This is a genomic window from Methylosinus sp. C49, assembly GCF_009936375.1.
GTDB lineage: Bacteria > Pseudomonadota > Alphaproteobacteria > Rhizobiales > Beijerinckiaceae > Methylosinus.
In genome coordinates, this window is record NZ_AP022332.1 from 1,827,434 (window position 1) to 1,847,631 (window position 20,198).

The window sequence follows — 20,198 nt, forward strand, 5'->3', positions numbered from 1 at the left end:
CTATCGAGCTAGAGAAGCGAGCGAAAGCTGGCATATCGACGCGGGAGAAAAATGCGCGGGGAGCGGCCGTGGCCGCGCCCTCACAGGCTCGCGCCCGCCATCGCCTTTTTCACCAATTCATGCGCCTCTGCGGCCACCGGCGGCAGATCGCGCAGCGCGTCGAGCACGGCGCGAATCTCATCCTCGGAATGATTGGCGGAGAGGAAGAAACGCAGACGCGGTTGGTCCTTGGGCACGCCGATCTGCACGATCGGCGGCACATAGAAGCCGAGGCCGAGCAGATGCTGCGAGGCCCACATGGTCTCGACGCTGTCCTGGAACAGAATCGGCACCACGCCGCGGCCGATCGCCGGCCCTGTGCTCAGCCCATTGGCGTGGGCGTAATCGCGGAAGAGCTCCGCATTGCGCGCGAGCTTGCCGACGCGCCAGCTCTCCTCCTGCATCAGCCGCAGGGCGGTGCGTGCGGCGGCGAGGATCACAGGCGACAGGCCGACGCTGTAGACGAAGCCCGGCAGAGTGTAGCGGAACCAGTCGATGACCGGCTTTTTCGCGCAGACGAAGCCGCCGCAGGAGGCGAGCGTCTTCGACATTGTGCCGACGACGAGATCGAGCCGGCCGGGATCGACGCCCTGCAGCTCGGCGAGGCCGCGGCCCGTCTCGCCCAGCACGCCGAGCGAATGCGCCTCATCGACCATCAGCCAGGCGTCATGGCGCTCTTTCAGCTCCACGAGGCGCGGCAGATCGGCGGTGTCGCCGTCCATGCTGTATATGCCCTCGACGACGATGAGCACATGGCGGAAGTCCTGGCGCTTCTTGGCGAGGAGATGGTCCAGATGCTCGAAGTCGTTGTGGCGGAACTTGATGACCTCGGCCGAGGAGGCCTCGCAGCCGGCGACGATGCTGTTGTGGGCGAGCTCGTCGATGAACAGAGCGTCGCGCTTGCCGAGCAGCCAGGAGATGGTCGTCACATTGGCGAGATAGCCGGAGACCAGCGTCAGCGTCGCCTCCATGCCGAGAAATTCGGCGATCTCCGCCTCGAAGGGCTTGTGAGTCGAGCGCTCGCCGCCGACGAGGCGCGAGGCCAGCGCGCCGACGCCGAGCCGATGCAGCTCGTGATCGGCCTCCTCCAGAATCTTGGGGTGATTGGCGAGGCCGAGATAGTCGTAATTGGCGAAGCTGACGAAATGCGTCCCCTTCGCCTCGAAATCGGCGCGAAGCCGATCGATCTGCGCGAAGAAGGGATCGTGATATTGGAGGAGCGCATTGCCGGCGAAACGAAATCGTCTCGATGCGTAATCCGAAAGGCTGTTATGCTTCGCCACTTAGTGCGTCATCCCTCGAGTCTGCAGCCGCGCGCGCGTCTCGCGGCGCCGCATTGGAAGAGGACGCCCGATTCCTCGGAACGTCCGCGGTCGGCCCGCAGGCTTAGCACCCTTCGGCGCCAGAGCGCCAGCGAAAGCATCGTGGCGCGGGGGAAGTCCTCCTCCGCCGGCGTGCGGGAGGCGGGGATTTCCCCTGCGGCGGAGTTGCTCTATTGGCTCTGCCGATGACCGACATTCCGCATCCTCCCTCCCGTCCCCATGCCGAGCGCGCCTCCGCCCTGCGTCTGCGGGTGGAGGATCTCGCCATCGCCCGCGGCGGGCGGCGCGTGCTCGCGGGACTCGGCTTCACGCTCGCGAGCGGCGAGGCGCTGATCGTCACCGGCCGCAACGGCGCCGGCAAATCGACGCTTTTGCGCGCGCTCGCGGGCCTTTTGCCGCGCCTTTCCGGCCATATTGCGATCGAGGGCGCCGTAGAGGCGGAGGAGCCGGCGACGCTGCTCCATTATCTCGCCCATGCCGATGGGCTGAAGGCGCCGCTCACTGCCCGCGAAAATCTGGAGTTCTGGGCGCAATTTCTGGGGGAGGAACCGGATCGGCGCAGCCTCGCCCCGGCGGAGGCGCTGCAGCGGGTCGGGCTCGCGCATCTTTCGGAGACGCCGGTCGCCATGCTCTCCGCTGGGCAGAAGCGCCGCATCGCGCTCGCCCGGCTGCTCGTCGTTTTCCGGCCGCTCTGGCTGCTGGACGAGCCGACCAGCGCGCTCGACGCCGCCTCGCGGACGCGGCTCGCCCGGCTGATGACCGAGCATCGCGCGCTCGGCGGAATGATCGTCGCGGCCACGCACGAGCCGCTCGGCCTCGAGGATGCGCGCGAGCTGGCGCTGGGAGCGAATTCGTGAATTCTCCGCTTCTCGCTCTCTTCCTGCGCGATTTGCGCGTCGCCCGTCGCATCGGCGGCTCCGCGACCATGGGGGTGGTGTTTTTTCTGGTGATGGTGTCGATCGCACCCTTCGCCATCGGCCCGGACCCCAATCTCCTCGCCCGCATCGGTCCGGCGATCTTGTGGATCGCGGCGCTGCTGGCGAGCCTTCTCTGCCTCGATCGGCTGTTTCAGGCCGATCTCGAGGACGGCTCGCTCGATCTCTTCCACCTCGGCCGCGCGCCGCTCGAGCTGGCGGTTCTGGTGAAATGCGCCGCCCATTGGGTGACGACCGGCCTGCCGCTGACGCTCGCCGCGCCCTTCCTCGGCCTGATGCTCCAGCAGGAGGAGACGGCGCTCGCCGCCGTGACGCTGACGCTGCTGGCCGGCACGCCGGCGCTGACGCTGATCGGCGCCATAGGCGCGGCGGCGACGGTGACGCTGCGCCGCGGCGGCCTGCTGATGGCGCTGCTGGTGCTGCCGTTGACGATTCCGGTGCTGATTTTCGGCGTCTCGGCGGCGGAGGCGGCGACGGGCGGAACGGTGTCCTTCTTCGCGCCTTTCGCGATTCTATGCGCGATCAGCCTCGGCGCGCTGGCGCTCTGCCCCTTCGCCGCGGCGGCGGCGTTGCGGAGCGCGGGGGAGTAAGACTTTGTCCAGACGGCGCCAAGGCCCCCGGAATGGAGGAGATAAATAGTCTGTTGAAGATTTCTAATGTCGGTACGGACACAGGTTTTGTGGAGCTGTCTAGAAATTACCAAGCTGCGGGCCGCTGTCCTTACCCCGCTCTCGGTAGTATTATTTGGCTGGCTCATTAGTCGTCACTTGAAACGTCTTGAACTCGCTCAGTGGTCAAACCAAAGGCAAAAGCCCTAATTAGCGAACTTCATCTGGCCGCATGGGATGGCCACGCTCGCGAAGTGATGGATAAGGTCGCAAAACGTGTCTCCGCAACGTAAGGACAAATCGCCCTCACAGAGCAAAAAATTCGTCGAGGCTGTGCGAGAACTCGGCGGCGTCGAAGACCGGCGCTCTTCGACGAAGAGCTGAAGAAGGTCGCCATCCCGGGAATCCAAACCGAGATAGGAATTGAATGATGATCCGCTTAACCCATTGGACCGCATTTTTCGCGGGATTTTGTCTTGCCGGATTTAGCTCTCTTCTCGTGCTTTTTGCGCATCTGTTCCAACCGTCTGACTTGCTGCCGGCTGACCGGCTTATCAACAGCATCGCTGCCTCGGTCTCCGGGTGCAACGTGGTTCTGGACGGTGATGTTATTGTTGATGACGGCCGGGGGAGTTGGGTCACTTGGACGGGACGCTTTAAAGGCGGAGGCGACGTTGTTCCCGATCGTGCTCAAGGAAGTGAGAATGAAAATAAGGATCAGAAGAGTAGCCAGCGGATTATTCGCGCCAAGCTTCTTTACGACTGCGGCGGCCTCTGACGGTAGAATATCTATGGCTTCAATAAGCGCCTTTTCAGGAGCTATACTACCTGATTTCGCCTCTTCGGCAAGCTTGCGTAGGCGATCTATAACCTCTTGAGTGACGCGGCCAGAACGTAAAATACGCATCGCGCCATCGGCGATGTCGAATGTCCCGTCCATTATCACGCCCATGTGGCCGTTTGGACATGGCCCAGCTCCGCAATTCTCAATTGTTATTCTTGTGCCGCCTCCCGCGCAAATGCCGGAAGGGAAAATCGAATGGCAGGTTGGGCAATAGGCTGGAATATTGATGGCCACGTCCATAAATTGGCTCACGTCAGCGAATGGGGTAGAGGCTAAGCCAATTTAGCCGATTCGCGTGGTTTGATAAATAAATAAATGCCCTAATTAAAGGGTGATACCTTCGTTACGAAGTATTGCCCTCAGCGCCGTCGGCTCGCGATAGGCTGCCGCGATGAAGGGCAGGGCGTTGATGACGGCCCCGGTGTCGTAGAGAATGTCAGTCTCGATCTCGGCGATCGTTTCCACCTCGCGGCCGAGGCTCTCCATATCTGTCAGAAAGATCGCCACGTCATAATCGGAATCGGGCCGCGCGTCGCCGCGCGCCCTCGAGCCGAATAGCACGACTCGTTCGAGCCGCGGGCCGTAAGCCCCGTCGAGCGCGGCGCGGAAGCGGCTCATGATCGGATCGATCGCTTTCGTCATCGGCCGAAATCGCTTCCCCGCCCCGCTTCAGTACAACCCGCCCGTTCCGCTGCCCACCTGCTTGTCCACATCCTGCGCGGCGCCGGACTGGAGCCCGCCGTCGCTGCCGGCCGGGGAATAGGAGTCCGGCGGCGCGGTGCCGGGCTTGAAGGCCTCGAGGATGGAGCCGGTGCCCTTGGAGCGCAGGCCCGAATGCGGATCGACCGAGATCAGCTTGATGCCCGGTGGCACGCGGAAGGGCACGTCCGGCTTGTCCTTCAGCGCCACCGTCATGAAGTCGCGGAAGATCGGCGCGGCATAGGTCGCCGCCTGGGCGCTTTTGCCCTCGCCGACCGGGCGGGGACGGTCGTAGCCGATGTAGACGCCGACGGCGAGATCGGGCGAGAAGCCGACGAACCAGAGGTCCTTGGCCTCGTTGGTCGTGCCGGTCTTGCCGGCGAGATGCTTGCCCACCGCCTTGATCGACTGGCCGGTGCCGCGCTCGATGACGCCTTCCATGATGGAGGTGATCTGATAGGCGGTCAGCGGATCGAGCACCTGCTCGCGCTTGTCGATCAGCTTGGGCTCGTTCTGGCTCTCCCATTTGGGAGCGTCGCAGCCCAGGCACTGGCGCTCGTCGTGACGATAGATCGTCTTGCCCCAGCGGTCCTGAATGCGGTCGATCAGCGTCGCCTTCACGCGCTTGCCGCCATTGCACAGCATGGAATAGGCCGTCACCATGCGCATCACCGTCGTCTCGCCAGCGCCGAGCGACATGGGCAGATAGAGCGGCATGTCGTCGTAAATGCCGAAGCGCTTGGCGTATTCGGCGATGAGCGGCATGCCGACGTCCTTGGCGAGGCGCACCGTCATCATATTCTTGGAGTGCTCGACGCCATAGCGCAGCGGATGCGCGCCAGTGCCGTGGGCGCCCTCGAAATTCTCCGGCGTCCAGCTCTCGCCATTGGCCTGCACGATGGTGATCGGCTCGTCGAGAATGGAGGAGGAGGGCGTGTAGCCATTGTCCAGCGCCGTGGCGTAGACGAAGGGCTTGAAGGAGGAGCCCGGCTGGCGCAGCGCCTGCGTCGCGCGGTTGAACTCCGATTGATCGTAGGAGAAGCCGCCGACCATGGCGAAGACGCGGCCCGTATAGGGGTCCATCGCCACCATGGCGCCGGAGATTTCCGGGATTTGGCGCAGCCGATACTGCCCCGGCCGGCCGGCGAGCGGCTCGACATAAATGACGTCGCCCGGCGTCACTGCGGCGCGAATGCTGCGGCCGGCCCAGCGCATGCCTTCTTGTGAGAGCTGGCCGGTCTCGCGCTCGCGCGCCACCTCGCCGGATTTCTCGCGCCCGGGCTGCAGGCCGATGCGGGCGAAGCTGTCGTTCGTCTCCAGCACCACGGCGAGGCGCCAGGGCTTCACATCGCCGAGCGCGGGAATATCGGCGAGCGGCAGGCCCCAATCATAGGAGATGTCGATATGGCGCATCGGGCCGCGGAAGCCATGCGCCTCGTCGAAGCGCACGAGGCCGTCGGCCAGCGCCTTGCGCGTGATGGCCTGCATCTTGGGGTCGAGCGTCGAGCGCACCGAGAGGCCGCCCTCATAGAGCTTCTTGTCCCCATATTTGTCGAGCAGCTCGCGGCGCACCTCCTCGGCGAAATAGCCGGCGACATAGGTGTTGGGCGAGGTGACGCGCGGATTGACGCCGAGCGGCTCGGTCTTGGCCTTGTCGCCGTCCTTCTGCGAGACGAAGCCGTCGGCGACCATGCGGTCGATGACGTAATTGCGGCGCTCGAGCGCGCGGTCGCGATGCTGGAACGGATGATAGTTGTTCGGCGCCTTGGGCAAGGCGGCGAGATAGGCCGCCTCCGGTATCGTCAGCTCATAGACCGATTTGTTGAAATAATTCAGCGCTGCGGCGGCGACGCCGTAATTGCCGAGGCCGAGATAGATCTCGTTGAGATAGAGCTCGAGGATGCGGTCCTTGGGATAGGCCGCCTCTATGCGGAAGGAGATCAGCGCCTCTCTGATCTTGCGCTCGAAGCTGCGCTCATTGCCGACGAGGAAGTTCTTGGCCACCTGCTGGGTGATCGTCGAGGCGCCCTGCATATGCCGGCCGCCCTGGGCGAGGATCGAGGCCGCGCGGGCGATGCCTTCGAAATCGACGCCATTATGCGTGTAGAAATTCTTGTCCTCGGCCGAGATGAAGGCCTGCTTGACCAGCGGCGGAATGGCCGCGCTCGGCAGGAACAGCCGGCGCTCGCGCGAATATTCGGCGAGGATGGAGCCGTCGTTGGCGTGGATGCGCGTCGTGACCGGCGGCTCGTAATTGCGCAATTGCGCCGTGTCCGGCAGATCCTTCGAGAAAACGTAGACGACGCCGGCCGCCGCGGTCACGGCGATCAGGAAGACGATGGCGCCGGTCGCGAAAAGGAAGCCGAAGAACCGGACGAGCAGACGCATGAAGGATGATCCTCGAGGGAGACGCGTTGCTGTGAAATCTGGCGCGCTGCGCGCCGAAGGCGTCCCGTTTAGAGCATATTTTGTCGTGACGGAAACCGAATCGGCCTCCCGCCACCCCCATCCTTAGCCCAATTTTTATGTTTTATTGTGGGCGTTGCGTCGTGGCCACGGCCTGAGAGGGCGCGCTGGCCTGAAGCTGCGCCGGCTCCCGGCGCTCGTCGAAATAGCGCTCGATCGCCTGCGCCGTGGCGTCCGCGGCGCGCTCGCGCCATTCCGGCGACAGCAGTCGCGAGAGATCGCGGTTGCTGGACAAATAGCCGAGCTCCAGCAGAACGGACGGAATATCGAAGGCTTTCAGCACGACGAAGCCGGCCGAGCGGCTCGGATTCTTGTTGAGATGGCCGACGGTCTGCCAATAGGCGATCAGCGTGCGGGCGAAGACATGGCTATAGGCGCGCGTCTCGCGGCGGGTGAGATCATAGAGAATGTCGCCGACCTCGCCCGCTTCCTCGGATTTGCGCTCGAGCCCGGCGGCGCGATCGGCGAAATTTTCCTTTTCGGCGATCTTGGCCGCCTCGGCGTCGGAGGCGCGGGCGGAGACGGTATAGACCGTCGCCCCCTCGACGCTGGTCTCGCCCAGCGTATCGGCGTGGATCGAAAGGAACAGCTCCGCTCCAGCCTGGCGCGCGACGCGCACGCGCTCGTCGAGCGCCATGAACGCGTCCTCATTGCGGGTGAGCAGCACGCGCAGCTTGCCGTCGGCCTCGAGCTTGCCCTTCAGCGTGCGGGCGAATTCGAGGACGATGGTCTTCTCCTGCTCGCCATGCGGGCCGGCGGCGCCGACATCGACGCCGCCATGGCCGGGATCGATGACCAGCAGCGGCTTGGCGTCGGCCACGGGGGGCGGCGCCTCGGCCGCGGTTCTGGCGGCGGGGGCAGGGGCGAGCCGGGCCGCCTCGGCGGCGAAGCTCGCCGCATCCGTGGGCTCGAGCTCGATGACGAGGCGCGGGGTGTCGAGCTTCGAATCGCTCGCGGCGCGAATGATCTTGGCCGGCCGCGCGAGATCGATGACGATTCGCGAGCGTCCGGGTGCGAAATGGCCGAATCGGAAGGAGGTCACGAGATCGTCGCCGCCGCGCTTGTCCTTGGCCGGGCGGCCGACCTCCGGGTCGAGACGAAAGGCCATTTCTGGGAGATCGACGACGATTCGATAAGGGTCGGCGACGGGAAAGACGCCCGGCTTCACCTCCGCCGTCGTCTCGAAGACGAGACGGGCGCGATCCTTCTGCTGCTCCAAGCGGACGGCGATGGCAGAGACAGGCTCGGGCGTGGCGGGCCCGGCCACTGCGGGCGCGCCGGAGAGGGCGAGACAGAGGGCCGCCGCCGCAAAGCGCAGCGCAGGCGCACGTCGCCCGCCTCTCCGCGAAGGCCCGGCCCCCGTCGGTCGCATCTCGTCCATGTTCTGAATCGCCCCGCTCACGCGTTCGCCCGATAATAATATGGCGTGGCTCGTGCATGCGCGCGAGCCCGGAATCTTTCTGAGGATATCTGGTTAACGCGACGTTAGCGCCCGTCCCGATCGCGGTTGCATTACGCGATCGATCGGAAATCATTTGGAAAAGGCAGCCGCGCATTTTTGTGCGGAGGGGATCGACAGCCTGTGGGCGGAGCCTCCGGCCAACTTGCGGTGTCGCCTTCGAGACATTATGTATGGAAACGTTCCGTGGAAGGGTTCGAAATGCGCCTCGCGCAATTTCGGCGTTTTACGGCGCCGGGAACCGTCTCGGGACGGGCGGCGTTTTTTCCGCGGAACGAATTACGTTCGAATGCACGCCTCGCGCGCGGGTTCCGGACGGGCGGGCGCCGCCGTAAGGCGCTGTGACATAAGGTTTTTGTGACGAGCTCATGGCGAAGTCCATGACATGCCGCCAATCGAGGCCCCGCTCCGCGCGAGAGTATCGCGCGCCGGGGGGCGAATCGATTCGCGCTGTCGCGCCGAGCCGTCGTCACTTCGGCTCCGGGTCGGTCCCGCTTCGGCGGCCGGTCGGGCCTCTCGCCCAGTTCGCCGGCGGTCGCGCCGGTTCGCGTATCCGATGTTTCGCGATCGACACCAACTCCCAGAAGACACGCGTCGACGCTCCGACGCTTCGCCGGACCGCGGTCGCATCGTCCCTCACCGGACGTTCGCTCGAGACCGCCGGCGTCGCCTCGCGTCGCGCCGCAAAGAGTTTCTCATGGCCAACAAAATGCTCATCGACGCCTCCCACCCGGAGGAAACCCGCGTAGTCGTGCTACGTGGAAATCGCGTTCAGGAATTCGACTTCGAAGCCGCCGACAAAAGGCCTCTGCGCGGCAATATCTATCTCGCCAAGGTCACGCGTGTGGAGCCTTCGCTCCAGGCCGCCTTCGTGGATTACGGCGGCAATCGCCACGGCTTTCTGGCCTTCGCCGAAATTCATCCCGATTATTATCAGATTCCCGTCGCCGACCGGATCGCTCTGCTCGAGGAGGAGAGCCGCGTCCATCAGCAGGATGACGAGGAGCCGCGCTCCCATGGCGGTGGTGGCGGCGGAGGCCGTCGTCGCTCGCGCCGCCGCCATTCCGACGGCGCCGAGAAGCGGGCCAATTCCGATGAGGTGATCTCCGAAAGCGCTCCCGAGAACGAGCAGACCGACGCCGCCGAGCAGGCGTCGCCGGCCGCGGAGGAGAGCCGCGCCGAGAACGCGGAATCCGAATCCGCCGCAGCCGAGAGCTTTGCGGCCGAGTCGCGCCCGCAGGAGGCCGTCGAGGCCGCGCCGATCTCCATCGATCCGCAGGGTTTCGGCGTCGTCGAGGCCGGCCATGCCGAGGAAGCGCCGGCCGAGCCGGCCGAGGCCGATCACGAGGTCAAGGCCCGTCGCCAGGACGAGCGTGATGAAGAGCATGAGGCCGAGCGCGAGGAGGCCGAGGCCCGCCGCCGCGACGACGACCATGACGACGAGGAAGAGCACGAGGACGAGGAAGAGCACGTCGAGCATATCGGCGGCGACGCGATGGAAGAGGTGCCGCACCGGCCCTCGCGCTCGCGCCGTCAGTACAAGATCCAGGAGGTCATCAAGCGCCGCCAGGTTCTGCTCGTGCAGGTCGTCAAGGAGGAGCGCGGCAACAAGGGCGCGGCGCTGACCACCTATCTCTCGCTCGCCGGCCGTTATTCCGTGCTGATGCCCAACACCGCGCGCGGCGGCGGCATCTCCCGCAAGATCACCGACGGCGCCGATCGCAAGCGCCTGAAGGAGATCGTGCAGGAGCTGGAGGTGCCGGAGGGCATGGGCGTCATTCTGCGCACCGCCGGCGCGACGCGCACCAAGGCCGAGGTCAAGCGCGACTTCGAATATCTGCTGCGCATGTGGGAGAGCGTGCGCGAATTGACCCTGCGCTCCAGCGCGCCGACCCTCGTCTATGAGGAAGGCTCGCTCATCAAGCGCGCCATTCGCGATCTCTATGGCCGCGACGTCGAGGAAGTGATCGTTTCCGGCGAGGAGTCCTATCGCGAGGCGAAGGACTTCATGCGCATGCTCATTCCGAGCCACGCCAAGAACGTCCGCCTCTATCGCGATCCCAATCCGATCTTCGCCTCGGCCGGCGCGGAGGCGCAGCTCGACGCGCTGTTCTCCAATCAGGTGACGCTGAAGTCGGGCGGCTATCTCGTCATCAATCAGACCGAGGCGCTGGTCGCCATAGACGTGAACTCGGGACGCTCCACCCGCGAGCATAATATCGAGGACACGGCGCTGCGCACCAATCTGGAGGCGGCCGATGAGGTCGCTCGCCAGCTGCGCCTGCGCGATCTCGCCGGCCTCATTGTCGTCGATTTCATCGACATGGAGGAGAGCCGCAACAATCGCTCGGTCGAGCGCCGCTTGAAGGATGCGCTGAAGAACGACCGCGCACGCATTCAGGTCGGCCGCATCTCGCATTTCGGCCTTCTGGAAATGTCGCGCCAGCGCATTCGCGCCGGCGTGCTCGAGGGCTCGACCGTGCCGTGTCCGCATTGCGCCGGCGCCGGCACGGTGCGCTCCACCGCCTCCATCGCGCTGCATGTGCTGCGCGTGCTCGAGGATGCTCTCATCAAGAGCGCGGCGCATGACATCATCCTGCGCACGCGCACTGTGGTGGCGCTCTATATTCTCAATCAGAAGCGCGGCCATCTGCAGGCCTTGGAGCGCCGCTTCGGCGTCGCCATCACCGTTTCGGCCGACGACACTTTGACCGGCACCTCCTATCATGCGCTGGAGCGCGGCGAGCCGGCCACCGGCGTCCGCGAGATTCCGGCCCCGAATGCGCTGCGCATCGATTCGCTCGCCGATCTCGAGGATGAGATCGAGGTGGAGGCCGAGGCGGGCGCCGAGGAGGACGAGATCGTCGAGCGCCGGCCCGAGGGCGCGCGACGCGAGGAACGAGGCGCGCGTCCGCCCTTCGTCGAGGAAGAGGGCGAGGGCGAGGACCAGCCGCGGGCGCGTCGTCGGCGCCGTCGTCGTGGACGCGGCGGCGGACTTTCCGGCGGGGAAGCGCCGGCGCCGGGCGCCGAGCAGCCGTCGGATGAAGGCCTCGCCATTGTCGCGGAGATAGACGGCGTTCCCACCGCGCCCTCCAATGAAGTTCCGCGTCCCGCCGAGCGCGGCAGCCGCGGCGGTCGTGGTCGTCGCGCCGGCCGTTGGACGCGCTCCTCGCCGCTGCCGCCCGAATTTCGCGAGCAGGGCGCCTTCCCGCTCGACGAGGGCGTCGCCGAGGCGGCCGTTTCCCCGGCCGAGGCGCATATCCCGCCGTATGAGGCGGCCGAGGCGCCTCTGGCTCCCGTGACGGAGCCCGCCCTGATTGTCGAGGCGTCGGTCCCGGAGGCTCCGGCCCTGGAAGCCGCGGCCTCGGAAGCTCCGGCCGCTTCGGCTCCGCCGGTCGAAGCCGCCGCCCCGAGCACGCCTGCGCCCGAGGCTCTTCCGGCGCCTGCGGAGGCTTCCGCTCCCGCGGCCCCTGCGCCGGAGCCCGCGGCTCCGCCGTCTCCGATCGTGCATGAGGCCGCGGCTCCGCCGCGCAAGCCGACCGAGACGATCATCACCGAGGCCGACCCCAATCGTCCCAAGAAGGGCGGCTGGTGGCAGCGGGCCAAGGCCTCGCTCGGCGGCGAGTGACGAAAAAAGGGCGACGGCCTCGAGCAGGCCGTCGCGCCTTTCTTTTCCGTCGGAGCCTACTTGCCGAGCTACTTGCCGAGCTACTTGCCGAGCGCCTTCGCGCAGTCCGGCCCGAGTTCCGACGCGTGGTTCTGCAGGCAGGCGATGATGCGGCCGCCGCCCGGCATGACGCCGCTGCAGAAGCGCTGATAATCCTGCTTGCAGGCTTTTTTCATCGCATCGGCCTTGGCGCCGGCGGGCGCAGTCTGCGCTGCGGCCGGACCCGCGGCCAGGGCGAGCGCGACTGCGGCGAGGGCGTAAAGCGTCGTCTTATTCATTGTCATTCTCCTCTTTTTGAAAAGCTCAGGCCGGGATGGCCTTCGCCTCGCCGGGGCGGGGCGTTTCCTCGGATGCGCCGGGCGGCGCGAGCAATGTCCGCAGCGCAGCGCGCCAATCGGCGGCGGAGGCGGCGTCGCGGAACATTGCGGCCCATTCGCCGAGCGCGATCTTCAGCGGATTGAAGCTCGGCGTTCCGCCGACGAGCCCGTAGCGCAGCGCTTCCTGCTTCGGCGCCTCGGCGAATGTGCCGAATAGGCGATCGAAGACGATCAGCACGCCGCCGTAATTCCTGTCGAGACAGGATGAGTTGGAGGCGTGATGCACGCGATGATGCGCCGGCGTGTTGAGCGCATATTCCAGCACGCCCAGGCGCGGACAGAGTTCTGTATGGATGAAGAACTGGTAGAGCAGATTGCCGGTCAGCATCAGCGCTATGGCGATGGGGTGGAAGCCGATGAAAGCGAGCGGCAGGAAGAACAGGAAATTGCCCGAGAGCCCCGCCGTCCATCCGAGCCGCACCGCCGCCGTATAATTCATGCGCGTCGGCGAATGATGAACGCTATGCGTCGCCCACAGCCAGCGCACGCGATGCGAGGCGCGATGGTCCCAATAATAGAAGAATTCGACGCCGACGAAGAGCGCGACGAGAGCGAGCGCGCCGGTCGGATCGAAATCGAGGAGGCGATGCTCATAGGCGAAGGCGTAAGGCCCGGCCATGATCAGCGCCTCGGCCCCGCGCAGCAGCGAGCGGCCGAGCGCGACGCCCAGCGAGGCGGCGCTCTCGCGCAGATCGTGACGCTCGTGCGCGGTAAAACGCGCGAACGCATATTCGAGCGCCATGAAGCCGATGGCGGCGGCGAGAATGATCAGCCTCGCATGGAGGTCGATCGGAGAGTTCATGAGTTGCGGCATGATGCGATTGTCCTGGCGGCTCGACGCGGGCTGGCCGCTCAACGCGAGACGGAGCGGGAATAGCTATAGGATCGACCGCCTCGTCCCGAGCCTTGGCCGCTGACATTGCAGACGCCGCCGGCGCAGCTCGCGGCGCCGGAGCGGCTCCAGGCGCCGTGCGGACCGGAGGCGCCGCGCCCCCAGGAGCAAGAGCCGCCGCCACAGCTTCTCGAAGCGTTCCAATTGCTCGTCCCGCGCGGGCCGGTGAAGGAGCCGCTGCGCGTCCAGGCGTCGGCCTCGGAGACGGCGGCGAATATCGTCAGCGCGGCCAGAGCCGGAGCGGCGATGGATCGAAACATGTGAAATCTCCTCTTCCTCTTGCCGTCGATGCTTCGACGTGCGGATGAGGATGCGCGCGCTTCGTCCTGCGCCGATCACCATCGCGCGACTTTTCGTCTCCTTTTGTCGCGCTTTCGTAACATCGTGTAACAGCGCCTCCCGCGCTCTTGCGTGAAGGGCGCTGTGGATCGACATTCGCCTCATGAGCGCGCCTGCAGCCCGAATTCTGATGGTGGAGGACGATCCCGAGATCGGCCGGCTGGTCGGCGATTTTTTACGCCGTGAGGGCTTCGAGCTCATTCTCGCTCAGGATGCGCGCGCGATGGACGAATCGCTCTCTCGCGCGCGGCCGGATCTGCTCATCCTCGATCTGATGCTGCCGGGCGAGGACGGCCTCTCCATCTGCCGGCGCTTGCGCGCGAGCGATTCTCTGCCGATCCTGATGCTGACGGCGAAAAGCGACGAGATCGATCGCGTCGTCGGCCTCGAAATGGGCGCCGATGATTATCTGACGAAGCCATTCGGGCCGCGCGAATTGCTCGCCCGCGTGCGCGCGCTGCTGCGTCGCGCCCAGGCGGAGCCGATCCGGCCGGCGAGCCGGCGCTATGCTTTCGATCGCTTCGTGCTCGATCTCGACGCGCGCAACTTCGAATCCGCCGGCGCGCCGATCGCGCTGACCAGCGCGGAATTCGATTTGCTCGCCTGTTTCGTCCAGCATCCGCGCCGCGTGCTGACGCGCGATCAATTGCTCGATTGGACGCATGGCCGCAACGCCGATCCTTTCGATCGCGCGATCGACATGCTGGTCTCGCGCCTGCGCAAGAAGCTCGATGCGGCGGGCGCGAGCGGCGATCTCATCGCCACTGTGCGCAACGGCGGCTATTTGTTCAAAGCCGAGGTTAGGCGCCTCTCATGATGTCGCGCTGGACCATAGCCGCGCGCCTCACGCTCATCGTCATCGTGAGCCTGACCGCTGTTTGGGTCGCCGCCATCGCTGCGCTCTATCGCTTCACCGCGGACGAGAGCGCGCGCGCGCGGCCGACCCCCGAGCATGTCGCCGCCGTCGTCGAGCTGATCGAGCGCACGCCGCCGCAAATGCGCGCGCTGGCGCTGGAGGCGGTGGCGTCGCCGCTATTCGCGCCGCGGCTACTGCCGGCCGGCGTGGTCGCGGCGCCGTCCGGTCCGCTCGTGGCGGACGACATCCACCGCGACTATGCCGCCGCGCTGGACGGCCGCGCGCTGATTTTGGAATGGCGCCCCACTTTGCCGATCGGCCGCCGATTTCCACGTCTCGCGGGCGCGCTCTCCAATGCGCTCGAGTTCCGCATTTCATTGCGGGGCGGCGAGACTCTGCTCATCGACACGCGCGGCGCGATGATGGTGGCGCGCTCGGGCGTTCCGGTCGGGCTGCTCGCTGGCCTTTTCGGCACGCTCGTGGCGCTCGCCGCTCTGCTCGTCATGCATCGCGAGACGAAGCCGATCGCGCGTCTCGCCGCCGCGGTCGACGCGATCGATCTTTCCGGCGAGCCGGCGTTGCTGCCGCGCCAGCGCGGCAATGCGCCGGAAGTGCGCGCGCTCGTCGCCGCTTTCGAGCGATTGCAGGCGCGGCTCTTCGGACTCCTACGCGCGCGCATGGCGCTGATCGGCGGCATTTCGCATGATGTGCGCACATTCGCGACGCGCCTGCGGCTGCGTGTCGAAGCGATCGCCGACGATGGCGAGCGGAGCCGCGCCATTGCGGACATAGACGATATGATCCGGCTGCTCGACGATGCGCTTCTCTCGAGTCGCGCCGGCGCCGGAGACCTCGCGCGTGAGATGATCGACGTCGCGGCGCTGCTTCGCGCCGAGGTCGAGGATCGCGCGCAGAGCGCTTCTGTCGATATAGATTTGGGCGGCGTCGCGAATGCGATGGTTCTCGGAGATCGATTGGCGCTGCGTCGCGTCTTCGCCAATCTCATCGACAATGCGCTGAAATATGGCCATGCTGCGCATGTTTCTCTCGCATCGCGCGGCGCTTGCATCGAGATTGCCGTGGAGGATGAAGGGCCGGGAATTCCAGAGGCGCAGCGCGCGCTGATGCTGGAGCCGTTCAGCCGGCTGGAGACATCGCGCAGTCGCGGAGCGGGCGGCGCCGGCCTCGGCCTCGCCATTGTGCGCGCGCTCGTCGAGGCGCATGGCGGCGAGGTGACGATCGACCGCGCTGTGAAAGGCGGCGCGCGCGTCGCCGTTACGCTGCCTTTGTTTTAAAAAAGGTCGGTTCACTTTCCGAGCCAGGCCGCGAGACGATCGAGGCCGAGCCGCACTTCACTCTCCGGCCCGGCGTAGGAGAAGCGCAGCGTGCGCTTGCCGCGCGCGCGATCGAAATCGATTCCGGGCGTGACGGCGACGCCGGCCTCCTCGAGCATGCGCTTGCAGAAGGCGACCGAATCCGCGGAAAAGCGCGAGATATCGGCGTAGATGTAAAAGGCGCCGTCCGGCGGCGCGAAATCGGCGAAGCCCAAGCGCGGCAGCCGTTCCAGCAAGAGCGCGCGGCTGCGCGCATAGCCCGCCTTCACCGCCTCGAGCTCCGCCTTCGCCTCGAAGGCCTCGAGCGCGGCGATCTGCGCCAGAGTCGGCGCCGAAATGGCGAGCGATTGCTGCAGCCGCTCCATCGGCCGCACTAGGGGCTCTGGCGCGATCAGCCAGCCGAGCCGCCAGCCGGTCATCGCATAATATTTGGAAAAGCTGTTCACGACGATGGCGCCGCGTGAATGCGCCAGCGCGGTCTCGCAAGGCCGCTCGTAAGAGAGCCCGTGATAAATCTCGTCGGAGACGAAGAGAATTCCGGCGTCCGCGCAGAAGGCGCAGATTTTTTGAAATTCGTCGCTCGGAATCATCGCGCCGGTGGGATTGGCCGGGCTCGCCAGCAGCGCGCCGTCGAGGCGTTTTGCGCGATGCGCCGCCTCGAGCAGAGCGGCGGTCGGCGAATAGCGCGTGTCGGCGCCCACATCGATCAGCACGGGTTCGAGGCCGAGCGAGGCGAGAATATTCGCGTAGGCCGGATAGCCCGGCGCCGTCATCGCGATGCGCGCGCCCGGATCGAAACCGGCGAGAAAAGCCAGCAGAAAAGCGCCCGACGATCCGGTGGTGACGATGACGCGCTCCGGCGAGACTTCGACGCCATAGGCCTCGCCATAATGGCGCGCGATGCGCTGACGCAGCGCCGGGCGGCCGAGCGCCTCGGCATAGCCGATGGCGCCTTCGGCCAGCGCGCGCGCCGCGGCCTCGCGCACGGCGAGCGGCGCCGGAGCGCCGGGCTCGCCCAGCTCCATATGGACGATGCGGCGGCCCTGCCGCTCGAGCGCGCGTGTTTCGCTCAGCACATCCATCGCGATGAAGGGCGCGATGGCGCTGCGCTTGGAAGGGGAGGGAGGCGTCGTCATGCGATCAGCATAGCGGCGATGAATGTGACATTCGTGGGGCGCGCCGCTGCGCTCTCGTTCGGCTAACGCGCGAAGCCGCGCTGGCGCAGCAGCGCATCGACATTCGGCATGCGGCCGCGAAAGGCCACATAGGCGTCGGCCGGGTCCTGCGTTCCGCCGGCGGCGTAGATGTGACGGCGCAAGCGTTCGGCAATGTCGGGCGCGAAAGGATCGCCGGCCTCGAGGAAAGCCTCATAGGCGTCGGCGTCCAGCGTCTCCGCCCAGAGATAGGAGTAATAGCCGGCCGAATAGCCGTCGCCGGCGAAGACATGGGTGAAATGCGGCGTCCTGTGCCGCATCACGATCTCTTCCGGCATCGATATGCGCGCGAGGCTCTCGCGCTCGAAGGCAAGCGCATCGAAGCTCTCGTCTATGGCGCTTTCGTGCAGATCGAGATCGACATAGGCGGAGGCGCAGAATTCGACGCTGGCGAAGCCCTGATTGAAGTGCCGCGACTTTTGGATGCGCTCGAGCAATTCCTCCGGCATTGGCGCGCCGGTCTCGGCGTGGCGCGCGAAGCCGCGGAGAATTTCGGGCTCCAGCAGCCAATGCTCATAGAGCTGCGAGGGCAGCTCGACGAAATCGCGCGCGACATTGGTTCCCGCGACGAGCGGATAGGTGACGTCCGACAACATGCCATGCAGCGCATGGCCGAATTCGTGAAACAAAGTGTGCGCGTCGTCGAGGCTGAGCAGAGTCGGCGCGCCATCGGGCGCACGCGAGAAATTCAGCACATTGACGACGATGGGACGAATGCGTCCGCTGAGGTTTTCCTGGCTGCGGAATTCTGACATCCAGGCGCCGCCGCGCTTGGAGGGGCGCGCGAAATAATCGCCGAGGAAGAGCGCGACATGCTCGCCCTTCGTATCACGGACATCGAATGCGCGCACGCTCGGGTGATAGAGATCGAGCCCTTCCACCTCGACGAAGGAGAGGCCGAACAAACGTGTCGCGACATGGAAGGCGGCGGCGATCATCTGATCCAGCTGGAAATAGGGACGCAGCTCCGCCTGGTCGAGATCATAGCGCTCCTTGCGCACGCGCTCGGCGTAATGGCGCCAGTCGGAGGCGCCGATCGCGACATTGGCGCCGTCGCGTTCGGCGAGCGCCTGCAGATCGTCGCGCTCCGTCTTCGCCGCCGCGAGCGCCGGCGCCCAGACGCGATCCAAGAGCTCGCGCACCGCTGCCGGCGTCTTCGCCATCGTGTCGTCGAGCTTATAGGCGGCGAAATTCGCAAAGCCATTGAGCCGCGCGCGCTCCTCGCGCAGGCGCAAAATCTCGGCGATCAGCGCGCGATTATCGGTCGCGCCGCCAGTCTCGCCGCGGCTGGCCCAGGCGCGGAAGGCGGTCTCGCGCAGATCGCGGCGCGTCGAGCTCTGCAGAAAAACCTCGACGCTCGAGCGCGCCAGCGTGACGCCATATTTGTCCGGCGCGCCGCGCTCTTGCGCGACATTGGCCGCGGCGGCGCGAAAATCTTCGGAGAGTCCGTCGAGATCGCTCTCGTCGAGCAGCAGCAGATAATCGGCCTCGTCGGCGAGGACATTCTGCGCGAAATCGGTGGTGAGATTGGCGAGGCGCTCGGATATTTCGGCCATGCGGCGCTTCGCCGTCTCGTCGAGCTTCGCGCCGGCGCGCAGGAAGCGCTTGTGCGTCAGCTCCAGCACGCGCGCCTGCTCGTCGGTCAGCGCCAGCGCGTCGCGGCGGGCGTAGAGCGCATCGACGCGCGAGAACAGCGCCGCGCTCAGCAATATCTCATTCTCGTGTCGCGCCAATTCGCCGGAAATGTCGCGCTCGATCTCCTGCAGCTCGGGCGTGGCGTCGGTCGCAGCGAGATTCCAGAAGACGCCGCCGATGCGCGCCAGAAGGCGGCCGGAGCGCTCGAGAGCGGCGATCGTGTTCTCGAAATCGGGCGGCGCGGGATCGTCGGCGATGCGCGCGATCTCGGCCAGATTTTCCGCCATGGCCGCCTCGAAGGCGGGACGGTAGTGCTCGGCCTTCAGCGCGCCGAAGGCCGGCAGGCCGAAAGCTCTGGTCGAGGCAAAGAGCAGCGGATTTTCGGTCGTCATCGGATCCCTCGGACTTCGCAGGCAGATTTAAGGGCTCGGACGCCGCCGCGCCAGCCGACTCGGCGGTTGTCGGCGATCCCTTATTAGTGTAGTAGATTTATAGACTGAATATAATGAGGCGACGGTTTCCGCCGCCTGTCGAAGGAGCGGCGCGGTGACGCAAGCAAAGCAGGGGCCGCATGCGGGAAATGGGTCCGAGCTCAGCGGCTTTCCGCAACTCGGCCGTATCGTCGCGGAACTCGGCGAATTGCGCCGCGCCGCGCAGAAGCGCCGTTATCGTGATGGGCGCCTGCCCGAGCTGCCCTCGCGCGAGGCGACGACAGAGATCATCGACGCGCTCGCGGCGAGCCTCTATCCGCGCCATTTCGGTCCGCCGGAGCTGACCACCGACGGCGCCGACGGCTTTGTGCTCTACACGCTGGACAAGAGCCTGCGCGCCTTGCGCGAGCAGGTGCGGCGCGAGCTGCAATTGCTGGCCAACGGCTCGGACGACGGAACGATCGACCATCGCTCGCGCGCGCATGAGATCGTCGACGCTTTCGCGCAGGCGTTGCCGCTGATACGGGCGCTGCTCGACACAGATATTCGCGCCGCCTATGAGGGCGATCCCGCGGCCAAGAGCCTCGACGAGGTGGTGTTCTCCTATCCCGGCCTTTCGGCGATCATTCGCCACAGGCTCGCGCATCGTCTCTATCTGCTCGGCGCGCCCATGCTCGCGCGGCTCGTCTCGGAGATCGCGCATTCGGCGACGGGAATCGACATTCATCCGGGAGCGGAGATCGGCGAAGGCTTCTTCATCGATCACGGCACCGGCGTCGTCATCGGCGAGACCGCCGTCATCGGCAAGAATGTGCGGCTCTATCAAGCGGTGACGCTGGGCGCCAAGCGATTCGAGGTCGATGCGGACGGCGCGCTGGTGAAGGGCGGCGCGCGTCATCCGATCATCGAGGACGATGTGGTGATCTACGCAGGCGCCACAGTGCTCGGCCGCATCACCATCGGTCGCGGCTCCGTCATCGGCGGCAATGTCTGGCTGACGCACAGTGTGCCGGCGGGCAGCAATGTCACGCAGGCGAAGCCGCTGAGCGAATCCTTCACCTTCGGCGCCGGCATCTGAGCG

16 protein-coding genes are annotated in these 20,198 nt (G+C 66.0%); 6 read left to right on the plus strand and 10 right to left on the minus strand.

Annotation, left to right across the window (positions count from 1 at the left end; genetic code table 11):
• Positions 1–80 precede the first annotated feature (80 nt).
• A complete protein-coding gene (locus GYH34_RS08855) occupies positions 81–1,322 on the minus strand; it encodes an aminotransferase class I/II-fold pyridoxal phosphate-dependent enzyme (RefSeq protein ID WP_161913262.1) in 1,242 nt (413 codons plus the stop codon).
• 224 nt (positions 1,323–1,546) lie between these two features.
• Here GYH34_RS08855 and ccmA point away from each other — a divergent pair, with 224 nt between their 5' ends.
• Positions 1,547–2,218 (plus strand): heme ABC exporter ATP-binding protein CcmA, encoded by a 672-nt coding sequence (gene ccmA / locus GYH34_RS08860; protein ID WP_174242442.1) that lies wholly within the window; start codon positions 1,547–1,549, stop codon positions 2,216–2,218.
• The gene (ccmB, locus tag GYH34_RS08865; protein ID WP_161913263.1) at positions 2,215–2,886 is read left to right on the plus strand and encodes a heme exporter protein CcmB; all 672 of its coding nucleotides are present in this window, start codon (positions 2,215–2,217) and stop codon (positions 2,884–2,886) included. Before ccmA ends, ccmB begins: the two co-directional genes overlap by 4 nt.
• A gap of 457 nt (positions 2,887–3,343) precedes the next feature.
• Here ccmB and GYH34_RS08870 read toward each other — a convergent pair whose 3' ends face one another.
• From GYH34_RS08870 to GYH34_RS08885, 4 genes are all read right to left on the minus strand, one after another.
• Positions 3,344–3,988: a hypothetical protein gene (locus GYH34_RS08870; RefSeq protein WP_161913264.1), complete on the minus strand. Its 645-nt coding sequence runs from the start codon at positions 3,986–3,988 to the stop codon at positions 3,344–3,346.
• Positions 3,989–4,072: 84 nt separating this feature from the next.
• On the minus strand, positions 4,073–4,390 hold the full coding sequence (locus GYH34_RS08875) for a nucleotidyltransferase domain-containing protein (protein WP_161913265.1): 318 nt from the start codon (positions 4,388–4,390) through the stop codon (positions 4,073–4,075).
• 27 nt (positions 4,391–4,417) lie between these two features.
• Positions 4,418–6,835, minus strand: coding sequence for a penicillin-binding protein 1A (locus tag GYH34_RS08880; protein WP_161913266.1), 2,418 nt, complete (start codon positions 6,833–6,835; stop codon positions 4,418–4,420).
• Positions 6,836–6,977: 142 nt separating this feature from the next.
• Entirely contained in the window at positions 6,978–8,180 is a 1,203-nt protein-coding gene (locus tag GYH34_RS08885) for an N-acetylmuramoyl-L-alanine amidase (RefSeq protein ID WP_244635327.1), read from the minus strand.
• Positions 8,181–9,069: 889 nt separating this feature from the next.
• Here GYH34_RS08885 and GYH34_RS08890 point away from each other — a divergent pair.
• Positions 9,070–12,000 carry a ribonuclease E/G gene (locus GYH34_RS08890; RefSeq protein WP_161913267.1) on the plus strand — a complete coding sequence of 977 codons (2,931 nt, stop codon included), beginning with the start codon at positions 9,070–9,072 and terminating at the stop codon, positions 11,998–12,000.
• 80 nt (positions 12,001–12,080) lie between these two features.
• Here GYH34_RS08890 and GYH34_RS08895 read toward each other — a convergent pair whose 3' ends face one another.
• The 3 genes from GYH34_RS08895 to GYH34_RS08905 are packed head-to-tail and all read right to left on the minus strand — an operon-like array spanning position 12,081 to position 13,568.
• Entirely contained in the window at positions 12,081–12,317 is a 237-nt protein-coding gene (locus GYH34_RS08895) for a cysteine rich repeat-containing protein (RefSeq protein ID WP_161913268.1), read from the minus strand.
• Between the two features lie 25 nt (positions 12,318–12,342).
• Positions 12,343–13,230 carry a sterol desaturase family protein gene (locus GYH34_RS08900; RefSeq protein WP_161913269.1) on the minus strand — a complete coding sequence of 296 codons (888 nt, stop codon included), beginning with the start codon at positions 13,228–13,230 and terminating at the stop codon, positions 12,343–12,345.
• Between the two features lie 38 nt (positions 13,231–13,268).
• Positions 13,269–13,568: a hypothetical protein gene (locus GYH34_RS08905; protein ID WP_161913270.1), complete on the minus strand. Its 300-nt coding sequence runs from the start codon at positions 13,566–13,568 to the stop codon at positions 13,269–13,271.
• Positions 13,569–13,750: 182 nt separating this feature from the next.
• Here GYH34_RS08905 and GYH34_RS08910 point away from each other — a divergent pair, with 182 nt between their 5' ends.
• Together GYH34_RS08910 and GYH34_RS08915 are read left to right on the plus strand one after the other, a co-directional pair.
• Positions 13,751–14,464: a response regulator transcription factor gene (locus GYH34_RS08910; protein ID WP_161913271.1), complete on the plus strand. Its 714-nt coding sequence runs from the start codon at positions 13,751–13,753 to the stop codon at positions 14,462–14,464.
• Entirely contained in the window at positions 14,461–15,798 is a 1,338-nt protein-coding gene (locus GYH34_RS08915) for a HAMP domain-containing sensor histidine kinase (RefSeq protein ID WP_244635328.1), read from the plus strand. The genes GYH34_RS08910 and GYH34_RS08915 overlap by 4 nt, the downstream gene beginning before the upstream one ends.
• An 11-nt stretch (positions 15,799–15,809) precedes the next feature.
• Here GYH34_RS08915 and GYH34_RS08920 read toward each other — a convergent pair whose 3' ends face one another.
• Both GYH34_RS08920 and GYH34_RS08925 read right to left on the minus strand, forming a co-directional pair.
• Complete coding sequence (locus GYH34_RS08920; protein ID WP_161913272.1) at positions 15,810–16,973, minus strand: aminotransferase class I/II-fold pyridoxal phosphate-dependent enzyme; 1,164 nt, start codon at positions 16,971–16,973, stop codon at positions 15,810–15,812.
• A 62-nt stretch (positions 16,974–17,035) separates the two neighbouring features.
• Positions 17,036–19,078: a M3 family metallopeptidase gene (locus tag GYH34_RS08925; protein ID WP_161913273.1), complete on the minus strand. Its 2,043-nt coding sequence runs from the start codon at positions 19,076–19,078 to the stop codon at positions 17,036–17,038.
• A gap of 226 nt (positions 19,079–19,304) precedes the next feature.
• Between GYH34_RS08925 and epsC the strand changes: the two genes are divergently transcribed.
• Positions 19,305–20,195: a serine O-acetyltransferase EpsC gene (epsC, locus tag GYH34_RS08930; protein ID WP_161914951.1), complete on the plus strand. Its 891-nt coding sequence runs from the start codon at positions 19,305–19,307 to the stop codon at positions 20,193–20,195.
• Positions 20,196–20,198 lie beyond the last annotated feature (3 nt).

What these genes read in the sequence shown, in the direction of transcription:
- GYH34_RS08915 (WP_244635328.1), top strand. Translation starts at nt 14,461, where the DNA reads ATGATGTCGCGCTGGACCATAGCCGCGCGCCTCACGCTCATCGTCATC.
- GYH34_RS08895 (WP_161913268.1), bottom strand. Translation starts at nt 12,317, where the DNA reads ATGAATAAGACGACGCTTTACGCCCTCGCCGCAGTCGCGCTCGCCCTG.
- GYH34_RS08920 (WP_161913272.1), bottom strand. Translation starts at nt 16,973, where the DNA reads ATGACGACGCCTCCCTCCCCTTCCAAGCGCAGCGCCATCGCGCCCTTC.
- GYH34_RS08890 (WP_161913267.1), top strand. Translation starts at nt 9,070, where the DNA reads ATGGCCAACAAAATGCTCATCGACGCCTCCCACCCGGAGGAAACCCGC.
- ccmA (WP_174242442.1), top strand. Translation starts at nt 1,547, where the DNA reads ATGACCGACATTCCGCATCCTCCCTCCCGTCCCCATGCCGAGCGCGCC.
- GYH34_RS08905 (WP_161913270.1), bottom strand. Translation starts at nt 13,568, where the DNA reads ATGTTTCGATCCATCGCCGCTCCGGCTCTGGCCGCGCTGACGATATTC.
- GYH34_RS08900 (WP_161913269.1), bottom strand. Translation starts at nt 13,230, where the DNA reads ATGCCGCAACTCATGAACTCTCCGATCGACCTCCATGCGAGGCTGATC.
- GYH34_RS08910 (WP_161913271.1), top strand. Translation starts at nt 13,751, where the DNA reads ATGAGCGCGCCTGCAGCCCGAATTCTGATGGTGGAGGACGATCCCGAG.
- GYH34_RS08880 (WP_161913266.1), bottom strand. Translation starts at nt 6,835, where the DNA reads ATGCGTCTGCTCGTCCGGTTCTTCGGCTTCCTTTTCGCGACCGGCGCC.
- GYH34_RS08925 (WP_161913273.1), bottom strand. Translation starts at nt 19,078, where the DNA reads ATGACGACCGAAAATCCGCTGCTCTTTGCCTCGACCAGAGCTTTCGGC.
- GYH34_RS08870 (WP_161913264.1), bottom strand. Translation starts at nt 3,988, where the DNA reads ATGGACGTGGCCATCAATATTCCAGCCTATTGCCCAACCTGCCATTCG.
- GYH34_RS08875 (WP_161913265.1), bottom strand. Translation starts at nt 4,390, where the DNA reads ATGACGAAAGCGATCGATCCGATCATGAGCCGCTTCCGCGCCGCGCTC.